Here is an 18273-nt window from a genome sequence, read left to right as displayed (position 1 = left end):
CAGGAGGAACGCCATGTGCGTCGTCTGCGGCTGCTCCAGCGGCCACTCCCATGACAGTCACTCGCATCCCGCACCAGACTCTGCACCCAGTACCGATGTGATGGATGCAGGTGGCGACCTGCACTACGGCCTGGGCACCGCCGGGGTGTCCCTGCCCGGCGTCAGCCAGTCGCGCACCATCCAGATCGAGCAGGATGTCCTCGGCGAGAACGACCGCCATGCCAGACGCAATCGCCAGGGCTTCGAAAGCCACCAGGTGCTCGCCCTGAACCTGGTGTCCAGCCCCGGCTCGGGCAAGACGACCCTGCTCTGCGCCACCCTCGAAGCCTTGCGTGCACAGCACCCGCACCTGCCGCTGTCGGTGATCGAAGGCGACCAGCAGACCAGCAATGATGCCGAGCGCATTCGCGCCACCGGCGTCGCGGCGATCCAGGTCAACACCGGCAAGGGCTGCCATCTCGATGCGCGGATGGTCGCCGACGCCTACGCGCGCCTGCCGCTGCACGACGCAGTGCACGCCCATCATGGACACGCCCATGCCATGCCGTTGCAGGCGCCCGCCGCCGGGCTGGGCGCCGGCACACTGCGTCCGGTCAAGCCCCACGCCCCGGCCGGCATTCTGTTCATCGAGAACGTCGGCAACCTGGTCTGCCCTGCCCTGTGGGATCTGGGTGAAGCGGCCAAGGTGGCGATTCTGTCGGTGACCGAGGGTGAGGACAAACCGCTGAAGTACCCCGACATGTTCGCGGCGGCGGGGTTGATGCTGTTGACCAAGACCGACCTGCTGCCGCATCTGGACTTCGACGTGCAGCGCTGCCTGGAGTATGCCCAGCGGGTCAACCCCGGCTTGCGCGTGATCCAGCTCAGCGCCCGGAATGGCAGCGGCATGCAGGCCTGGCTGGACTGGCTGCTCGGCGACCGGACACTGCGCGCCGATGCCCGGTCCGCGCGCATTGCCGCCCTGGAAGCGGAGCTCGCTCAGCTCAAGGCGCGCCATGACTGAGCTGAGAATCCAGAGCCTGCCCGGCGCTGCGACCTGGCCGCCGGTTCTGGCCTGCGGCGCATGGCTGAAGAACAGCGCCTGTCTGCTGCAGGGCGATCAGGTCATCTGGTCCCCGGTACACGGTGACCTCGGTGAACCGGACAACTGCCTGGCGCTGGAAGACTCGCTGGAGTGCTTGCTCGGCCATGCCGAAACCCGCCCGCGCGCCATCGCCCATGACCTGCACCCGGACTTCCACAGCACCCGGTTGGCGTTCGATGTAGCAGCTCGCCTGGGCGTCCCGGCGCTGGGCGTGCAGCATCATCATGCGCACATCGCCGCCCTTCAGGCCGAACACGGTCTGCAGGGGCCGGCCCTCGGACTGGCACTGGATGGCGTGGGCCTGGGCACTGACGGTAACGCCTGGGGCGGCGAGCTGCTGTGGGTCGACCACGGCGCCTGGCGTCGCCTCGGAGCATTACTGCCGCTGCCCCTCCCCGGTGGCGATATCGCCGCTCGCGAGCCATGGCGGCTGGTGGCCGCGGCGCTGCATCTGCTCAGACGCAGCGAAGAGATCGGCCCGCGCCTGGCCCCACTGGTCGGCGCCCAGCCTGCCGCCACCGTGGCCCGGATGCTCGAACGTCAGCTCAACTGCCCGACCAGCAGCGGCGCCGGACGCTGGTTCGATGCCGCCGCCGGTATTCTCGGGCTGAGTGTGCGCCAGGCCTTCGAAGCCGAAGCAGCGATCGCCCTCGAACGCTGCGCAACCGACTATCTGAGTCAGCATCCGGCCCCGGACGTCGCCGGACTCTGGCAAGTGCGCCACGACGGGCGCCTGGATCTCCTGCCGCTGCTGGCCCGACTGTTCGAGCTGGCCGACCAGGGCCGCGCCCATGAAGGCGCCGCCCTGTTCCACCTGACCCTCGCCGCCGCCCTGGCCGACTGGGTGGCACAGCAGCCCACGGAACTCTCGGTGCTGTTGGGCGGCGGCTGTTTTGCCAATCGCCTGCTCAGCGCGCAATTGAGCGATCTTCTGTCACTTCAGGGGCGGTGTGTATTCGGCACGCAAACCGTTTCCTGCGGCGATGCCGGCCTGGCCCTGGGGCAGGCCTGGGTCGCCGCGCAGTGGGCCGTCCCGGCCTGTGAGGCGGCGCTGCCGCTGGAGGATATTGCCCCATGTGTCTAGCCATTCCCGCCCGCGTGGTCGAACTGCGCGATAACGACCAGGCGCTGGTCGATCTCGGCGGCATCCGCAAGGAAATCTCCCTGGCGCTGGTCAATGGCGCGCAGCTGGGTGACTACGTGATCGTCCACGTGGGCTATGCCCTCGGGCTGATCGACCCGGAAGAAGCGCAGCGCACCCTGGAGATGTTCAATGAGCTGGGCCAGTCCCAGGGGCTGGAGCCATGAAATACATCGATGAATACCGCGACGGCGAACTCGCCCGGCAGATCGCCCAACGCATCCGCACAGTCGCACAGCCGGAACGGGAATACCGCTTCATGGAATTCTGTGGCGGCCATACCCATGCTATCTCCCGCTATGGCGTGAGCGACCTGCTGCCAACCAACGTACGCCTGATCCACGGGCCCGGCTGCCCGGTCTGTGTGTTGCCGATCGGGCGAATCGATCTGGCCATCCGCCTGGCCATGGAGCGGCAGGTGATCCTCTGCAGCTACGGCGACACGATGCGCGTGCCAGCCTCCGATGGACTCTCGCTGCTGCGCGCCAAGGCCCGGGGCGCGGACATCCGCATGATCTACTCGCCCCAGGACGCGCTGAAGATCGCCGAGGCCAACCCTGAGCGCGAAGTGGTGTTCTTCGCCGTCGGCTTCGAGACCACCACCCCACCCACCGCCCTGGTGATTCGCGAAGCGGCGCGGCGCGCAGTGGACAATTTCAGCGTGCTCTGCTGCCACGTCCTCACCCCGCCCGCCATTGCCCACATTCTCGACGCACCGGCCGAACAGGCGGTAGCGCTGGACGGCTTCATCGGCCCGGCACACGTCAGCGTGGTCATCGGCGCAGGTGCCTATGGCGAGTTCGCCCGGCGCTACCGCAAGCCGGTGGTGATCGCCGGCTTCGAACCGCTGGACGTGCTGCAGTCCATACTCATGCTCGTGCAGCAGGTCAACGAAGGCCGCGCCGAGGTGCAGAACGAATTCATCCGGGCCGTCAGCGACGAAGGCAGCCGGCCGATGCAAGCGTTGATGGAGGAGGTCTTCGAACTGCGCGAATGCTTCGAATGGCGCGGCCTGGGCGAGATGCCCGCCAGCGCCCGGCGCATCCGCCCGGCCTTCGCCCGGCACGACGCCGAAGCGCGCTTCGCCCTGCACTACCAGTCCGTACCGGACCACAGGGCCTGCGACTGCGGGCCGATCCTGCGCGGGCAGAAACAGCCTGTCGACTGCCGACTGTTCGGCACGGTCTGCACCCCGGAGAACCCTGTCGGCTCCTGCATGGTTTCCAACGAGGGCGCCTGCGCCGCGCACTACGCCTACGGGCGCTACAAGGACATCGAGGTAACCCGCGTATGACCTCCCCCACTGCCGTCAGACGCGCCTACGTGCGCCCTCTGAACCTGCGCGACGGCCGCATCGAGATGGCCCACGGCTCCGGCGGCCGGGCCTCGGCGCAACTGATCGAGGAAATCTTCCTGCGCGCCTTCGACAATCCCTGGCTACGCCAGGGCAACGATGGGGCGACACTGGCTACGGTGCTGGGCACGGGTGAGCGACTGGTGATGGCGACCGACGCCCACGTGATCTCGCCGCTGTTCTTCCCCGGTGGCGATATCGGCAGCCTGTCGGTACACGGCACCGTCAACGATGTCGCCATGAGCGGCGCTCGCCCCCTGTACCTGTCGGCCAGCTTCATCCTCGAAGAAGGCTTCCCCCTCGCCGACCTCAAGCGCATTGCCGACTCCATGGGCCGCGCCGCGCAGGAAGCCGGCGTCGCCATCGTCACAGGCGATACCAAGGTGGTCGAGCGTGGCAAGGGCGATGGCGTGTTCATCAGCACCACAGGAGTCGGCGTGGTGGCCGCCGGCATCGATACCAGCGGCAACCGCGCGCGCCCCGGCGATGTGATCCTCGTGTCCGGCTGCATCGGCGAGCACGGCGTAGCGATCCTCTCGCAACGCGAATCCCTGGAGTTCGAGACACAGATACGGTCCGACAGTGCAGCACTGCACGGTCTGGTGATGTGCATGCTCGAAGCCGTACCGGGCATACGCGTATTGCGCGACCCCACGCGCGGCGGGCTGGCAGCGACGCTCAACGAGATCGCCGGGCAATCCGACGTGGGCATGCTGCTCGATGAAGCCGCCATCCCGGTGCAGCCGCAGGTGGAAGCCGCCTGCGAATTGCTCGGGCTCGATCCCTTGTACGTCGCCAACGAAGGCAAGCTGGTGGCGATCTGCGACGCGCGCGACACCGACACCCTGCTGCAAGTGATGCGTGCCCATCCGCTGGGCGCACAGGCGGCGCGAATCGGCAGCGTCATCGAGGACGGGCACGGCTTCGTGCAGATGCAAACCCGTTTCGGTGGCCGCCGCATCGTCGACTGGCTCGCAGGAGAGCAACTACCGCGGATCTGCTAGCGGCTGGCGAGCCACAAAGCGTCTGGGCTGCCGGCAAGCACGGAGCATCTCCGCGCTAGCCGAAAAACAAAGGCCCCTTGCGGGGCCTTTGTCGTTTGCTCGCTTAGCGAGAGGCCTTGCGGCGCAACGCCGAGGGACTGAAATTGGAGTCGTCCGGGGCCGGCTGGCTGAAGTCGGCGGTGCCAGGCTCCTCGTTGTCCAGCCACTGGATGCTGTAGCGGTGCGCCTGGAGGTCATGGAAGGTGTCCAGGGCGGTCCACACCATCGGCTGCTCGTAGAAGCTCTTCAGGTAGGCCAGCGACACGCGCCACAGCTCGCCGCGGCCGTCGTACTGGTCCACCACGGCGGCGCCCCAGCTGTCCTCGTCGAGGTAGAGGGTGCGGCGCGAGTAGATGTGCCGCGCGCCGGGCTTCAGCTTGCCGTCCACTACCCACACGCGGTGCAGTTCGTAACGGGTGTACTTGGGATTGACGTGGCCCGGGGTGAGCAGGTCCTTGTACTTAACCTCCGGGCTGGTGATCTGGTAGTTGTTGTAGGGAATGTAGATTTCCTTCTTGCCCACCAGGGTCCAGTCGTAGCGGTCCGGCGCGCCGTTGTACATGTCGGTGTCGTCGGCGGTGCGCAGACCGTCGGAGTCTTCGATCGGAGTGTCGTAGGCCAGCGTCGGGGCGCGGCGCACGCGTCGCTGGCCGGGGTTGTAACCCCAGGCCTGGCGCGGTTCCTTGACCTGGTCGAGGGTCTCCTGGACCAGTGCGCCGTTGCCGGCCAGGCGAGCCGGCGCGGTGGTGAAGGTCATGTAGTAGAACAGTGTATTGCCGAGCTTGTCGTAGCTGCCCTTGGGGTCGTAGAAACGGAACAGCGCCTCGTCCTGGGAGGTCACCAGCGCGTAAGCGCCGTTACGCTGCACGCCGGCCTGGGACGAACGCCGCACGATATAGGTGCCGCGGTAGCGGGCGATGTGATTCCACACCGCTTCCACGCCACTTTTCGGGATCGGGAACGGCACGCCGCCGTAGGCGTCGGAGAAGCCGTTGCCGCCCTCCACCAGCTTGGCACTGGTGGCGTTCTTGTAGATGTTGTCGTAGATCCACTGTGGCGCGGAACCGGTACGGTGGGTCTCGTAGACCGGCATCTGGTAACTGTCCGGATAGGCGTTGAACAGTGCGATCTGCCCCGCGGTCAGGTTGGCCTTGTACTGGTCAAGGTTGGCCTTGGTGATGACGAACTTCGGCTTCTCCCCAGCGAACGGATCGACATGGTGCGCACCCGGCCCCTTGTAGCCGGCGGGTGCCGAGGTCAGGCCGCCGCTCCAGGCAGGAATGGTGCCAGCGGCGTTACCGGCCTTCTCCGCGCCCATGGGCGTCAGGCTGCTCTTCAGCTGGGCAGCCTGGTCGGCCGAGACGGCAGCGCGCGCATCGGTGACGGCGAGGGCTGTCAGCGTGGCAAGGACGATCAGGGAACTCTTCTTGTACATGGTCCTCTCCGGATCAGAACGAGTATTTCGCGGTGATCGAGACGTTGTCGCGGTCGCGCATGGAGTTGCTGGAGCCGGCGCCGTAGTAGTTGGTGTACTGGGTGCCGACTTCGAAGGTGTTCAGGTAGCTGGCGTCGATGCCGAGGGTGTAGGCCTTGCGGCCTTCGATGAAGTTGCCGGTGCGGTCGGAGTTGCCGCTGAAGTCCTCCTGGTAGACGGCGTAGGGCGAAAGTTTCACCCCAGCGTAGACGTCGTTCCAGCTACCGGTGAGCAGCAGGGTGTAGCCATAGCTGTCGCGGCTGATCTGCACGTCGTCGTCGTTGCCGCCGACGTAGGCCTTGTCCTGGGCGCCGACGAACTTGCGCTCGGTGCCGTCCCAGGCGGTGTACTTCAGGCTGCTGCCACGGATGTGCTCGGAGGCGAGCTCCGCCACGCCGGTCATGGAGTCGAAGGTCAGGTGCGGGCCGAAGTTGTAGATGGTCGACAGCGAGATGTTGTAGGTCTCGGCGCGTTCATAGTTCTCGAACAGGCTGCCGCGGCACAGCTGCTTGCCGGCCACCTGGGCGCAGGCCTGCCCGGCGGCCACATTGCCGTCGTAGAGGTTGGTCTGGCCCAGCACGCCCTGGGTCAGCAGGTCGCCGAGCAGGTCGTCGGTGGCGGAAATGCTGATGGGCATGTTCGGCCGGTAGGCGATCTCGCCGGATACCGAGGCATCGCCCAGGGTGGTGTTGAAGCTGAAACCGTACATGCGGATGTCTTCGACATAGTCACGGCGGGCTTCGGCGTTGCTCGCCATGTCCAGCGTGGCCAGGCCCGGCACCGCCTCGCCCAGGCCCAGCGGGCCGAGCAGGCTGTTCAACGCGTCGACATCGACACCCTGGTAGTTGCGCAGATCGACCGCGACCTGCGGCTCCTTGGCATGGTAGTTGACGAAGTAGAAACCGAACTCGGTGGAGTTGAGCTCCTCGGCGATGTAGCGGAACGCCACGCCGAACTGGCCGTCGTCGCGCGCCTCGATGTCCTTGCCGATGTTGGCCACCTTGAAGGTGCCGGTGTTCGGATCGAGGAAGGCGTTCGGCCCATGCGGGCCGTTGCCCAGCAGGCCGAGAGAGGCGACCGTCGGGTAGCCGGCCAGCAGTTCCTTGATCAGCGGGTCGGTTTCGGTGGTATAGGCGGTTTCGCCACCATCGCTGAACAGGTCGGTATCGGAGAAGTAGGTACCGACCGAGTCGAGGCGGGTTTCCTTCCACTTCCACTGGTAGAAGGCTTCCATGGAGAGGTCGTCGGTCAGGCCGAGGTTGAAGCTCAGGGCCTCGACCGGCACCAGCACTTCCTTGAGTTCGGAACCCGGCAGGTGGAAGCGTGCGGCGTCGACCGGGTTGATGGTGTTGACCCCACCACGGTAGAACACGCCCTCGCCCCAGTTCAGCACCTGGCGGCCGACGCGGCCGGTCAGCGGGTGCTCGTCGACATCCCAGCTGCCGGACAGGTAGGCATCCAGCAGCTCGGCCTTGCGGCCGGCGATATGCCGGGTGTCGTCGGTGAAGTGGTCGTCCTGCGGGTACGACTGACTGGGACGCTCCACGCCATTGGTGGTGTCGTAGTAGTCGTTGCGCTTGTCCATGATCTGCGTGTCGTAATACGCGGTGCCACGCATGAACAGGCCATAGTTCTGGTACTTGGCCGAGAGGTCGGAAGTGAGCTTGAAGACCTGGGAAACCAGGCCGGTGTCGAAGTTGCGGTTGCCGTCGTCGGCGTTGATGTCGCTGATGTTGCTCTTGTCGCGGCCCTGCACGCGCCACATGGCGCCGTAGGACAACGTGCTGTCCAGCGAGCCGGTGATCTCGTTGTCGGCCAGCTTGAACTCCAGAGCCTGGGCCGAGCCCGCCACCAGCAGCGGCAAGAGTCCCATCACCGCCCCCGCCCGCCGCGGCGCCCAGAAAATGGACGAGCGCGCACCCAATCGACTGTTCATAGACAGCATTACCTCCATGGCCAAGATTTATCGCCCCGGTCATTGCGGCCAGAGCTGTTCTTATTCGTTTCTCGGCTGCCGCCAGCCTCGGACAAAACCGGGCCGCCGTGCAGTAACACTCCTGCCAGAGCGCTTGCGGGCGCTATGGCCCCCCCTCCTCTTCTGCTTGCACGCTGGAGTTGGGACTATCGTGCAGGCAAAGTAACAAACTGTTTCCCCTCTGCCAATGGAAAGGATGTAATCCGTCTCTTTCAACAGGCAAAGAAAAGCCCGGCATATGACCGGGCCCTTCTCTTACAGAGGGTTATTACTGCGTGACTTATTCGACGGTGAAGGTCTTTTCTGCCAGCAGGCGATCGCCCTGAAACACCATGAAGCGCCACTGGCCCTGTACCACCTCATGATTCTCGGTGAACTGGTAGGCCATCACATCGGTGGGCGCGCCCACGACCAGCTTCTGCACCACTTCGAACTTGTCGTGGCGCTGGCCATCGGGGCTGACCACGCCGGGAGTGAAGTACAGCAGCGTCAGCGGAGTATCGCCCTCGACCTTGCCACTGAGCTGGTAGCGCAGGCCGAACTTGGTGCCCAGCTTGGCCGGCACGCGGGTGGTGGACTCGAGCTCCTGCTCGCTGCGCGTCAGCACGCGCTCGCCCGGCTGGTAATCCTTGTAGTTGCTGACGAAGACGCCGTACTCGACCGGGCCGTTGACGCGCACTTCGGCAAAGGCCGAGGAGGCGAAGGCAGAAGCCAGGGAGAGAGCCAGGACTGCTGGCAGGCGGGAAATGGGCATGTCGCGCTCCTTGTTGGGGTCCGCGCGAGGCTATGACATCGCCGTGACAGCCTGATGACAGCTTGGCGCCGCGTGGGTAGGCATGGCGCCAAGCGTCTATCATGCGTGGATCGGACCACTGGACACCATCATGAGCGACAGCCTGCTAGCCATCCGCCCGCGCGCCGAAGACGTCGAGGGCGTGCCCATCCTGCGGCCCCTGCCGTCTGCACAGCGGCGCAGCATCGGCCCCTTCGTATTCTTCGACCACATGCTCGAAAGCAGCTTCGCGCCGGAGCATGGCATGGACATCCGCCAGCACCCGCACATCGGCCTGTCCACCCTCACCTACCTGTTCGAGGGCCAGGTGCAGCACAAGGACAGTCTCGGCTCGGACCAGCGGGTACTGCCCGGCGACGTCAGCTGGATGACCGCCGGCCGCGGCGTCGCCCACGTCGAGCGAACCCCCGCCGACCTGCTGCACAGCGGCTCGCGCCTGCACGGCCTGCAGGTCTGGCTGGCTCTGCCGCGCGAGCTCGAGAGTTGCGAGCCCAGCTACAGCCACCACGCCAGCGCCAGCCTGCCGGAAAGCGACCACCTGGGCGTGCGCATCCGCATGATCGCCGGCACCGGCTTCTGCCTGGAGTCACCGGTGCCGGTGCACTCCAGAACGCTTTACGCCGACCTGCAACTCAATGCTGGCGCGACCCTGGTGATACCCGACGAACACCCCGAACGGGCGCTCTACCTCATCGAGGGAGAGGCCCTCCTGGACGACGAGCCCTTGTCACCGCACGAGCTGGTGGTGCTGCCCGAAGGTGAAACCTTCACCCTCAGTGCCTGTGGCGACTGCCATGCCGTGATCGTCGGCGGCGAGCCGCTGGATGGTCCGCGACGGATGAACTGGAACTTCGTCGCCAGCGACCCGGCACTGATCGACAACGCTCGTGCCCGCTGGGCCGCCCACGACTGGCCGACGGTGCCGGGTGAGCAGGAACGCATCGAGTTGCCGCGCTAGCCGAACAGAGAAACCTATCGGATATCGCCGCCGCGCTGTCGAACACCGGCGAATGCTTGAGGACTCGCGCGAAGGCCTGCTGTAGCATCGCGCGCCCTGAACCCTTGCCCCCGGCAAGCCCGCTACTTCTGGCCCGAGGAGTCCGCGATGGACCAGTCGACCGCCCAACGCCACACCAGCGCCCTCACCGTGCTGACACTGCTGTTCTTCATGTGGGGCCTGATCACTTCGCTGAACGACATCCTCGTGCCGCACCTCAAGGCCGTCTTCACGCTGTCCTATGTGGAGGCCTCATTGGTGCAGTTCTGCTTCTTCGGCGCCTACTTCATCATGTCCTTCCCCGCCGGGCGGCTGGTGGAGAAGGTCGGCTACAAGAGCGGCATCATCGTCGGCCTGTCCACAGCCGGCCTCGGCTGCCTGCTGTTCTACCCGGCGGCCGGCTCGCAGTCCTATCCGTTCTTCCTCGCCGCGCTGTTCATCCTCGCCTCGGGCATCACCCTGCTGCAGGTTGCGGCCAACCCCTACGTGAATGTGCTCGGCCCCGCCGCCACCGCGGCCAGCCGGCTGAACCTGACCCAGGCGTTCAACTCCCTGGGCACGACGGTCGGCCCGCTGCTGGGTTCGGTGACCATCCTCGCCATCGGAGCCGGTGCCGCTTCGCAGATCGGTGGCTCCGCCGCCAGCGAAGCCGACTCGGTGAAGACGCCTTACCTGGTGCTGGCCGGGCTGCTGTTCGCCATCGCCGTGCTGATCGCCCTGTTCCGCCTGCCGAAGATCCATCACGGCGAACCCACCGATGGCGCGGCAGGCCGCCAGTCGATCCTCGCCCACCGGCACCTGGTGTTCGGGGTCATCGCGATCTTCTGCTACGTCGGCGCCGAAGTCTCCATCGGCAGCTACCTGGTGAGCCTGATGGGCCAGCCGGACATCGCCGGGCTGCCGGCGGAGCAGGCCGGCAAGTACCTGTCGTTCTACTGGGGTGGCGCCATGGTCGGTCGCTTCATCGGCAGCGCCCTGATGCGCGCGATCGCGCCGAACCGTCTGCTGGCCTTCAACGCCGTGGCCATCGCGGTGCTGATCGGCATAGCGCTGACCCTGGGCGGGCACGTGGCGATGTGGGCGCTGATCCTGATCGGCCTGTTCAATTCGATCATGTTCCCGACCATCTTCTCTCTCGCTCTGGAGGGCCTGGGCAACCTCACCAGCAAAGGCTCCGGCCTGCTCTGCATGGCCATCGTCGGCGGCGCGCTGATGCCGCTGGTGCAGGCCTTCTTCGCCGACCGTATCGGCCTGCTGCCCTCCTTTGCCGTGCCGCTGGTGTGCTACCTGTACATCATCTGGTTCGGTGCGCGCGGCTATCGTGCCGACCAATCAGCCTCCGCCCCTGCCGGCACCCCCTGAAACCACACTGCGACGGGGCGCGGTGTCCGCGCCCCTTTCACCTGATTCCTACAGGCCTATCGGCCCCCTCGCCCTAGCTGGCGTCAGCTCGTTCCCGAAGACTGCCTTCCGTTTCCCTCCGCCGACCCTCTTCGGCGCAAGGGACCGATTTCCCCGGAAGGAGCACACCCCGTGGCTGACCCCCTCTCGCTGGTCGTCAATGGCCAGCCCCGGCACCTCGCCGTGGCCGCCGATACGCCGCTGCTGTACGTCCTGCGCAACGACCTGCAGCTCAATGGCCCCAAGTTCGGCTGCGGCCTGGGCGAGTGCGGCGCCTGTACCGTGCATCTCGACGGCATCGCCACCCGCTCCTGCGTCACGCCGGTCTCCGCGGCTGTGGGGCGCCAGGTCACCACCCTGGAAGGTCTCGGTACACTGGATGCCCCGCACCCGGTCCAGCAGGCCTTCATCGACGAGCAGGCGGCGCAGTGCGGTTACTGCAGCAACGGCATGATCATGACCAGCGCAGCCCTGCTCGCCCGCAACGGCTCGCCCAGCGACGAGGAGATCCGCCAGGAACTGGCCTATAACCTGTGCCGCTGCGGTACCCACGTGCAGATCCTCAGTGCCGTGCGCAGGGCCGCCGAGCGAATCGGCAACCGCGGCCAGGAAAACCCGGCATGAGCCTGCTCGGCCGCCGTGAGTTCCTGAAGGCCGGCGCGGCCCTGCTGGTCAGCACTCAACTGCCTGCCCCATTGCTGGCGCAAGGCGCCGATGGCGTGTTGACCCTCGACGAGGTCGACAGCTTCATTGCCATCGCCGGCAACGGCACCATCACCGCTGCCTGCGGCCATGTCGACCTCGGCACCGGCATACGCACTGCCCTGACCCAGATAGTCGCCGAGGAGCTGAATGTCGACCTGCAGCAGATCACCCTGCTGCTGGGTGACACCCGCTACACGCCCGACCAGGGGCCGACCATCGCCAGTTCGACCCTCCAGGTCAGCGCCATTCCGCTGCGCCGGGCAGCCGCCGAGGCAAGGGAGTTCCTGATGCAGCGCGCGGCGCAACACCTCCGGGTCGACATTCGCCAGCTCGACTGCGCCGGCGGGGCAATCTTCGTCAGAGGCAAACCCACCCGCAGTATCGGCTACGGCGAACTGCTGCGTGGCGAGCGCTTCGAACTGAAGGTCGATGCCAGCGCGCCGCTCAAGGCCCACAGCGATTACCGCGTGGTCGGCCGCTCGGTGCCGCGCCTGGACATCCCGGCCAAGGTCACGGGCGGGCTGACCTACGTACACGACATGCGCCTGCCGGGCATGCTCCATGGCCGCGTGGTGCGGCCGCCCTACACCGGTGCGGATGTCAGCGCGCCGCTGGGCAGGAGCCGGGCGGAAGTGGATGAGCAGTCCGTAGCCCACCTGCCCGGTTTTGTCCGGCTGGTGATAATAGGTGACTTCATCGGCGTGGTAGCCGAGCGCGAAGAGCAGGCGATCCACATTGCCCGCCAGCTGAAAGTACGCTGGAAGCACTGGAGCGGCCTGCCACCCCTGGGCCTGGACGAACTGGAATCCACCCTGCGTGCCCATCCCAAGCAGCCACGCATGCTCCAGGACGACATGCAGATGGATGCCGCGCTGGCGCAGCTCCACCGTCCCCTGCAGCGCACCTACGTCTGGCCCTATCAGCAGCACGCCTCCATCGGCCCATCCTGCGCGCTCGCGCACTTCGAGGATGGCCTGATGAAGGTCTGGTCGGGCAGCCAGAACCCCCACGACCTGCGTGCCGACCTGGCGACCTTGCTGGGCATGCAGCCGGAACAGGTCGAGGTCATCCGGATGGAAGCGTCGGGCTGCTATGGCCGCAACTGCGCCGACGACGTGAGCGCCGATGCCGCGCTGCTCGCCCTGGCCGTCGGCCGACCGGTGCGCGTGCAACTGATGCGCGAACAGGAACACGGCTGGGAGCCCAAGGGTTCGGCGCAACTGATCGAAGTCCGCGGCGGGCTGGATGAGAACGGCGACGTGGCGGCGTACGACTTCTCAACCTGCTACCCCTCCAATAACGCGGCCAACCTGGCCCTGCTGCTCACCTCGCGGGTGGACGCCAAGCCGCAGATAACCCAGATGGGCGATCGCACCGCCGTCCCGCAATACGCCTTTGCGCACATGCGGGTGGTCTGCAACGACGCAGCCCCCATCGTTCGCGCCTCGTGGATGCGCGGCGTATCGGCACTGCCCAACGTCTTCGCCCATGAGTCCTACATCGACGAACTGGCGCAGATGGCCGGCGCCGACCCCATCGAATTCCGCCTGCGCTACCTGCATGACGAACGTGCCATAGCGCTGATCAACGCGCTGGCCACCGCCGCCCAGTGGCAGCCGCGCGTCTCGCCCAACCCGCGGGCACGCCAGGGCAACCTGCTGGTCGGCCGCGGCTTCGCCTACGCGCGCTACTTCCACAGTACCTTCCCAGGGTTCGGCGCGGCCTGGGCGGCGTGGATAGTCGACGTCGAGGTCGAGCCGCACACCGGCGCCGTCCGCGTGACCGAGGTCCACGTGGCGCAGGACTGCGGGCAGATGGTGAATCCCGACGGGGTACGCCACCAGGTCCACGGCAACGTGATCCAGGCCACCAGCCGTGCACTGATGGAGTGCTCGACCTTCGACCGCAGCGGTGTCACCAGCCTGGAATGGGGTGGCTACCCGATCCTCGGATTCCCCCAGGTGCCCAGGATCACCGCGCTGCTGCTCGACCGCCCCGGTACACCGCCGCTGGGGGCCGGCGAATCTGCCTCGGTACCCAGCGTCGCCGCCATCGCCAATGCCCTGCACGACGCGACGGGCGTGCGCTTCACCCGCCCGCCGTTCACGCCAGAACGGGTACTGGCTGCCCTGAACGAGAAACAACCCAAATGAAAAACCACTCACCGGGCATCATCGCAGCGCTGGCCGCATCAAGCCTGGTAGCGCTGGCCATTACCTGGAAAGGGAGCATTGCACCAGCCGACCCGCCGGCCGTCGACAGCTTCGGTGCCGAGTCCATCGCCCGCGGGCAGAAACTGGCGGCCCTGGGCGACTGCGCCGCCTGCCACACCCGTGAAGGTGGCGCGCCGCTGAGCGGTGGCCGTGCGATGGCCACACCGTTCGGCACGCTCTACACCAGCAACCTCACCCCGGACCGCGATACCGGGCTGGGCAGCTGGTCCTTCGAGGCCTTCGAGCGAGCGATGCGCGAAGGTGTCTCGCGGGAGGGCGACTACCTCTACCCGGCCTTCCCCTACACCGCCTTCACCCGCATTGGCGACGAAGACCTGCGCGACCTCTACGCCTACCTGATGAGCCGGCCGCCGGTGAAGGCGCAGCCCAGGGCCAACCGCCTGCGCTTCCCCTACAGCCAGCGCAGGCTGATGGCCACCTGGAACCTGCTGTATTTCGACCAGGGCCGCTTCCAGCCTCAGCCGCAGCGCGATGCGGCCTGGAACCGCGGCGCCTATCTGGTGGAGGGGCTCGGCCACTGCAGCGTCTGCCATTCACCGCGCAACGCACTGGGTGCCGAGCGTGCCGGCAAGCAACGCTTCACCGGTGCGACAGTGGACGGCTGGCAGGCGCCCCCTCTCGACGGCAGCGGCCAGACGGCGATTCCCTGGACCCAGGCGACGTTGTACGACTATCTGCGCAACGGCTTCTCGCGCTACCACGGCGGCGCCGCCGGCCCCATGGCAGCGGTAGCTGCAGGCCTTGCGCAGCAACCGGACGCGGACCTGCAAGCCATGGCGCGCTACCTCGCGAGCCTCCGGCCGGAACAGCCCGTCGACTTCTCGCCACAGAAGCAGGCGAGCGAGTTGGAAGAGCGTACCTACGGCACCCTGCAACCGGTCAGCGGTACTGGCGCAAGGCTATTCAATGGCGCCTGCATGGCCTGCCACCATGACGGCGACAGCCCGAAGCTCAATGGCGTGCGGCCGTCACTGGCTGTGAGCAACAAACTCTATGCGGCCACGCCGGACAATCTGCTGAGGGTGATCCTGGATGGCATCGGCGAACCCGCCCGACCGGAGCTGGGCTACATGCCGGCGTTCCGTCACAGCCTCAACGACGAACAGATTGTCGCGCTGGCGCGCTTCCTGCGGGAGGACTTCGCCGGCCTGCCAGCCTGGCCGGACCTCGAATTCAAGGTCGCCAAGCTGCGCTGAGCCCGGCGTGGGGGAGCGGCGCGACCGCCCTCCCCCCGATGCCGTCAGGCGCCGAAGCGCTCCTCCAGCAGGTCGAACATCGCGGCGAAGGCACGGCGTGCCACCTTGGCGTCGTACTGCATCTTGCCGGGAATCTGCGCGTGCGGGTCGGTGAAGGAATGCGCGGCGCCGCCGTAGCTGGTCAGGGTCCAGTCCACCCCGGCATCGATCATTTCCTTGGCGAAACCGCTGAGCTGCTCGCGCGGCACGAACGGGTCGACAGCGCCGTCGAGGACCAGTACCGATCCCTTGATGTTCTGCGCATCGGCCGGGTTCGGCGTATCCAGGGTGCCGTGGAAGGACACCGCAGCCGCCAGCGGCGCGCCGTCACGGGCCAGTTCCAGGGAGCAGCAGCCGCCGAAGCAGAAGCCGAAGGTGGCCAGCTTCGCGGTATCCAGCGGCGCCTTGTCGGCCTGTTCCAGCAGGGTCTTCAGCGAAAGCTGCATGCGCTTGCGCAGCAATGCACGGTCGTTCTTCAGCGGCATCATGGCGGCGCCGGCCTGTTCCGTGCCATTGGGGCGCACATCCTTGCCGTAGAGATCGGCCACCAGCACCACATAGCCGCGCTCGGCGACCTTGCGGGCGATATCCACTGCGCCCTGGCTGACGCCCATCCAGTTCGGCGCCATCAGCAGGCCGGGACGCGGCGCGTTGCTGGCGGCATCGAATACCAGTTGGCCTTCGAAGGACACGCCATCGAGGCTATAGGCGACAGGTTGCACGCTGATCTGGCTCATTCGGGTAGTCCCCTTTCGCTTGTCGGTGTAGTTGATCGAGTACTGGAAAAACACAAAGCCCGCCGAAGCGGGCTTTGGGCTGGTTCAGCTTAGGCGGAAAGTTCCACCAGCAGCTTGTTCAGGCGGCGCACATAAGCGGCCGGGTCCTTCAGGCTGTCCCCCGCGGCCAGGGCGGCCTGGTCGAAGAGGATGTGGGTCAGTTCGCCGAAGCGGTCTTCGTCGGCTTCCGCGTCGAGCTTCTCGATCAGCGGGTGGGCCGGGTTGAACTCGAAGATCGGCTTGGCTTCCGGCACCTTCTGCCCGCTGGCCTCGAGGATCTGGCGCATCTGCAGGCCCAGGTCCTGCTCGCCGATGGCGAGGATCGCCGGCGAGTCGGTCAGGCGGTGGGAGACACGCACCTCGGCGACTTCATCGCCCAGTGCGGCTTTCAGGCGCTCGGCCAGGCCTTCCTTGGCCTTGGCGATCTCTTCCTGGGCCTTCTTGTCCTCTTCCGAGTCCAGGCTGCCCAGGTCCAGGTCGCCGCGGGCGACGTCGACCAGTTGCTTGCCGTCGAATTCCGGCAGGTAGCTCATCAGCCACTCGTCGATGCGGTCGGTGAGCAGCAGCACTTCGATGCCTTTCTTGCGGAAGACTTCCAGGTGCGGGCTGTTCTTCACCTGGGCGAAGCTCTCGCCGGTGAGGTAGTAGATCTTGTCCTGGCCTTCCTTCAGACGGCCGATGTAGTCGGCCAGGGAAACGCTCTGCTCGCCGCTCTCGTCGCTGGTGGAAGAGAAGCGCAGCAGGCCGGCGATCTTGTCCTTGTTGGCGAAGTCCTCGGCGGGGCCTTCCTTGAGCACCTGGCCGAAGTTCTTCCAGAAGCCCTTGTAGGCCTCGGCGTCATTGCTGGCGAGTTTTTCCAGCATGTCCAGGGAGCGCTTGGTCAGCGCGGACTTCATCGAATCGACGATGGGGCCGGACTGCAGGATCTCGCGGGAGACGTTCAGCGACAGGTCGTTGGAATCCACCACGCCCTTGATGAAGCGCAGGTACAGCGGCAGGAACTGGTCGGCCTGGTCCATGATGAACACGCGCTGCACGTAGAGCTTGAGGCCGCGCGGCGCCTCGCGGTGGTACAGGTCGAACGGCGCGCGGGCCGGGACGTACAGCAGCGAGGTGTACTCGAGCTTGCCCTCGACCTTGTTGTGGCTCCAGGTCAGCGGGTTCTCGAAGTCATGGGCGATGTGCTTGTAGAACTCCTGGTATTCCTCGTCCTTCACCTCGGTGCGCGGACGGGTCCACAGGGCGCTGGCACGGTTGACCACTTCCCACTCGGTTTCAGCCGGCTTGTCGGCCTCTTCCCCGTGGTGCTCCTTCGGCAACTCGATGGGCAGCGCGATGTGGTCGGAGTATTTCTTGATGATGTTGCGCAGGCGCCAGCCGTCGGCGAACTCGTCCTCGCCGTCCTTCAGGTGCAGGACGATGCGGGTGCCGCGCTCGGCTTTCTCGATGGTGGCAACTTCGAACTCGCCCTCGCCCCTGGACGACCAGTGCACGCCTTCGCTGGCCGGCGCACCGGCACGGCGGCTGAACACATCGACCTGGTCGGCGACGATGAAGGCACTGTAGAAGCCCACGCCGAACTGGCCGATCAGGTGGGAATCCTTCTTCTGGTCACCGGAGAGGTTCTTCAGGAAGTCGGCGGTACCGGACTTGGCGATAGTGCCCAGGTGCGCGATCACTTCCTCGCGGCTCATGCCGATGCCGTTGTCTTCGAGGGTGACGGTCTTGGCGTCCTTGTCGAAGCTCACACGGATCTTCAGCTCGGCGCCGCCTTCGAGCAGCTCGGGCTTGGCCAGGGCCTCGAAACGCAGCTTGTCGGCCGCGTCGGAGGCGTTGGAAATCAGTTCGCGAAGGAAGATTTCCTTGTTCGAATACAGGGAGTGAATCATCAGGTGAAGCAGCTGCTTCACTTCGGTCTGGAAGCCCAGTGTTTCTTTTTGAGTCTCCGCGCTCATCGTTTCTCGCTCCGAGGGTGACAAATGCCGCGTCGTGCGGCCGATGTCAGCGAGATGGGGGCTTCCCGAACCAATTCAAGGGGTTGGAGAAAATTCGCCGGCAAAT

At 66.2% G+C, this 18273-nt stretch carries 15 protein-coding genes; 10 read left to right on the top strand and 5 right to left on the bottom strand.

Features of this window, described 5'->3' with window-relative positions:
* Positions 1 to 13: 13 nt before the first annotated feature.
* The 5 genes from hypB to hypE are packed head-to-tail and all read left to right on the top strand — an operon-like array spanning position 14 to position 4583.
* Positions 14 to 1003, top strand: a complete 990-nt coding sequence (gene hypB / locus LDJ84_RS13135) for a hydrogenase nickel incorporation protein HypB (protein ID WP_065084778.1) — start codon at positions 14 to 16, stop codon at positions 1001 to 1003.
* Entirely contained in the window at positions 996 to 2168 is a 1173-nt protein-coding gene (locus LDJ84_RS13130) for a carbamoyltransferase HypF (protein ID WP_318784722.1), read from the top strand. The genes hypB and LDJ84_RS13130 overlap by 8 nt, the downstream gene beginning before the upstream one ends.
* Positions 2159 to 2392: a HypC/HybG/HupF family hydrogenase formation chaperone gene (locus LDJ84_RS13125; protein WP_024762414.1), complete on the top strand. Its 234-nt coding sequence runs from the start codon at positions 2159 to 2161 to the stop codon at positions 2390 to 2392. Before LDJ84_RS13130 ends, LDJ84_RS13125 begins: the two co-directional genes overlap by 10 nt.
* Positions 2389 to 3519: a hydrogenase formation protein HypD gene (hypD, locus tag LDJ84_RS13120; protein WP_226046435.1), complete on the top strand. Its 1131-nt coding sequence runs from the start codon at positions 2389 to 2391 to the stop codon at positions 3517 to 3519. Before LDJ84_RS13125 ends, hypD begins: the two co-directional genes overlap by 4 nt.
* A gap of 29 nt (positions 3520 to 3548) precedes the next feature.
* On the top strand, positions 3549 to 4583 hold the full coding sequence (gene hypE, locus LDJ84_RS13115) for a hydrogenase expression/formation protein HypE (protein ID WP_318784724.1): 1035 nt from the start codon (positions 3549 to 3551) through the stop codon (positions 4581 to 4583).
* Between the two features lie 103 nt (positions 4584 to 4686).
* On the opposite strand, the gene LDJ84_RS13110 is transcribed toward hypE, so the two are convergent.
* The 3 genes from LDJ84_RS13110 to LDJ84_RS13100 form a co-directional block, all read right to left on the bottom strand.
* Positions 4687 to 6057 (bottom strand): DUF1329 domain-containing protein, encoded by a 1371-nt coding sequence (locus tag LDJ84_RS13110; protein ID WP_193452398.1) that lies wholly within the window; start codon positions 6055 to 6057, stop codon positions 4687 to 4689.
* A gap of 13 nt (positions 6058 to 6070) precedes the next feature.
* Positions 6071 to 8032 (bottom strand): DUF1302 domain-containing protein, encoded by a 1962-nt coding sequence (locus tag LDJ84_RS13105; protein WP_089285751.1) that lies wholly within the window; start codon positions 8030 to 8032, stop codon positions 6071 to 6073.
* A gap of 319 nt (positions 8033 to 8351) precedes the next feature.
* Entirely contained in the window at positions 8352 to 8825 is a 474-nt protein-coding gene (locus tag LDJ84_RS13100; RefSeq protein WP_037013152.1) for a DUF3859 domain-containing protein, read from the bottom strand.
* A gap of 130 nt (positions 8826 to 8955) precedes the next feature.
* Between LDJ84_RS13100 and LDJ84_RS13095 the strand changes: the two genes are divergently transcribed.
* From LDJ84_RS13095 to LDJ84_RS13075, 5 genes are all read left to right on the top strand, one after another.
* Positions 8956 to 9822 (top strand): pirin family protein, encoded by an 867-nt coding sequence (locus LDJ84_RS13095; protein ID WP_084357648.1) that lies wholly within the window; start codon positions 8956 to 8958, stop codon positions 9820 to 9822.
* Positions 9823 to 9969: 147 nt separating this feature from the next.
* On the top strand, positions 9970 to 11223 hold the full coding sequence (locus LDJ84_RS13090) for a sugar MFS transporter (protein ID WP_024762419.1): 1254 nt from the start codon (positions 9970 to 9972) through the stop codon (positions 11221 to 11223).
* 171 nt (positions 11224 to 11394) lie between these two features.
* A complete protein-coding gene (locus LDJ84_RS13085; protein WP_024762420.1) occupies positions 11395 to 11886 on the top strand; it encodes a (2Fe-2S)-binding protein in 492 nt (163 codons plus the stop codon).
* A complete protein-coding gene (locus LDJ84_RS13080; protein WP_226046433.1) occupies positions 11883 to 14120 on the top strand; it encodes a xanthine dehydrogenase family protein molybdopterin-binding subunit in 2238 nt (745 codons plus the stop codon). The genes LDJ84_RS13085 and LDJ84_RS13080 overlap by 4 nt, the downstream gene beginning before the upstream one ends.
* Positions 14117 to 15397, top strand: coding sequence for a cytochrome c (locus tag LDJ84_RS13075; RefSeq protein WP_226046432.1), 1281 nt, complete (start codon positions 14117 to 14119; stop codon positions 15395 to 15397). The genes LDJ84_RS13080 and LDJ84_RS13075 overlap by 4 nt, the downstream gene beginning before the upstream one ends.
* Before the next feature lie 44 nt (positions 15398 to 15441).
* Here LDJ84_RS13075 and LDJ84_RS13070 read toward each other — a convergent pair whose 3' ends face one another.
* Positions 15442 to 16173, bottom strand: coding sequence for a dienelactone hydrolase family protein (locus LDJ84_RS13070; protein ID WP_193452394.1), 732 nt, complete (start codon positions 16171 to 16173; stop codon positions 15442 to 15444).
* A gap of 89 nt (positions 16174 to 16262) precedes the next feature.
* Positions 16263 to 18167 carry a molecular chaperone HtpG gene (htpG, locus tag LDJ84_RS13065; RefSeq protein ID WP_024762424.1) on the bottom strand — a complete coding sequence of 635 codons (1905 nt, stop codon included), beginning with the start codon at positions 18165 to 18167 and terminating at the stop codon, positions 16263 to 16265.
* Positions 18168 to 18273 lie beyond the last annotated feature (106 nt).

Origin of the sequence: Pseudomonas sp. HS-18, assembly GCF_020401845.1 — a bacterium.
In the GTDB taxonomy this organism is placed as follows: Bacteria; Pseudomonadota; Gammaproteobacteria; order Pseudomonadales; family Pseudomonadaceae; genus Pseudomonas; species Pseudomonas nitroreducens.
The sequence above is the reverse complement of the archived record's forward strand: the minus strand, read 5'-3'. Positions and strand labels throughout refer to the sequence as shown.